The following is a 1,757-nucleotide window of genomic DNA, read 5'->3' on the forward strand; positions in this document are numbered from 1 at the left end:
TATTGCCTATTGCCTCTTGCCTCTTGCCTCTTGCCTCTTGCCTCTTGCCTCTTGCCTATTGCCTCTTGCCTCTTGCCTCTTGCCTCTTGCCTCTTGCCTATTGCTAGCATGCCTATTGCTAGCATGCCTATTGCCCATTGCCTCTTGCCTCTTGACTAATGGTGAGTTGGAAGCGATAAGCTTGGACAACTGGTTGACCTGCCATGTAAGTAGGGGCAAACAGCCAATGGCGAATCACCTGCTGAGCGAGTTGCTGAGCCTGATCAATACTAATATTGCCTTGCTGCACTTGAATATAGTCCGCTAGCAGTTCCGGTTTACCATTGGAATCAATTAACACCACCACCTTCAACACTAACTCTTCCGATAAATCAATACCTGTCAAATTCAGCTCCTCAGCGGAAAATTCGGTTTTGTTAGCTGGTAGCGGTAGAGCCAATTGGTCTGGAATATCCCGATTGGGATTAGTCAGACCAAATTGACTCATCTTAGCCAGAAAGGTATCTTTTGATGCCGACTCTTCTAGGATGCTGGAAGCCGGTGGCTGAATCGGTGGTGGCAGAGGTAAGGGTAAAGGTAGCGGCCTTTGGATGACTGGAATAGGCTTAACAGGAGTGATCGGAGTTGTTGGTTCAGGTGCGGGTACAGGTATAGTTAATTCATAAGATGTTGGCAGTGCTAGCTCTTTAACGGGTAAGCTTTCCTCTGTTGGTGTTCGCTCTAAGTCAGGCTCAGTGACATCAATGGTAGATTTAGAGACAGTTTGGTGATTAAAATTCCGATCTGACCTAGGACTAGTTAGAGCTGTTGATGGGTCTTCTGGTGATGTCTCTTGCTCAGCTATATCTTCCGGAATGATATCAATCAGATCGATGGCAATCAAATCCTGACTGGGTTGCGAACTTTCCAAGCGCCCCATCAAGAGCATATACAGTATCGACAAGAAGCATAGATGAATGACAACAGACGCCAAAACCATGGCCAACCATAGCATTGGCCCGTTAAAGTGACGTGGTTCAGGTAAATTAGGGGGATTATTTGGGGGCAAACGTTTTAGGGTCATTCGTTGCTAGAGCGTTGCTCGAGTCTTGTAATTGTGTAAGCTATCAGCTATAAGCACCTCAGCTGTCTGCTAAGGCAATCCAACGCCTGATCAATAAAAAGAGTCCCTGAATCATGAATAGCTGATAGCTGATACCCCAGAACTGAATCATCATGTAATTTTATACTTTGGATTGGTCGAATATATAGCGTTAATCATACTTATCAGGGACATTAATCCTTATCAGGTAAATTTAATATGCAGTCCCTGATCTGACTCCCCATCTCCCTATCTCCCTATCTCCCTATCTCCCCACACTTTCCACGCTTCCCACACTTCCCACACTTCCATTACGATCAAGCTCCCATGCCAGAGTAATGCTTTAACCCTTTACGCCATAACCAGCGGTTGACTAGGAAAAATATCAAACTCCAACCTAGAATCACCAATATTCCCCCTACCACATTCACAGGTAAACCAATCAACAGTGCTGCTGGGAAATGAATCAGATAAGGAAAGGGTGTCCACTGGGCAATTTCCCTTACCAAAGGAGGAAAGACTTCCAACGGAGCAATTAACCCAGAAAGAAATAAGTAGAGCAAAAATGATAATTCTTCAATAGCACTAGCCCGTTCTGTCCAAAAGGCGAACATGGCAAAGGTATACTGCATCAAAAAGCGTAGGGCAAAGCTCATTGCCACCACCAGGCAACCGA

General features: G+C 45.4%; 2 protein-coding genes. Both read right to left on the reverse strand.

Annotated elements, in window-relative coordinates:
- Nucleotides 1-127: 127 nt before the first annotated feature.
- On the reverse strand, nt 128-1,063 hold the full coding sequence (locus F6K49_RS45870) for a hypothetical protein (RefSeq protein ID WP_293108989.1): 936 nt from the start codon (nt 1,061-1,063) through the stop codon (nt 128-130).
- 335 nt (nt 1,064-1,398) lie between these two features.
- A partial coding sequence (locus tag F6K49_RS45875) for an ABC-2 family transporter protein (protein WP_293072743.1) occupies nt 1,399-1,757 on the reverse strand: 359 nt, incomplete at its 5' end.

It is taken from the genome of Moorena sp. SIO3I6 (assembly GCF_010672095.1).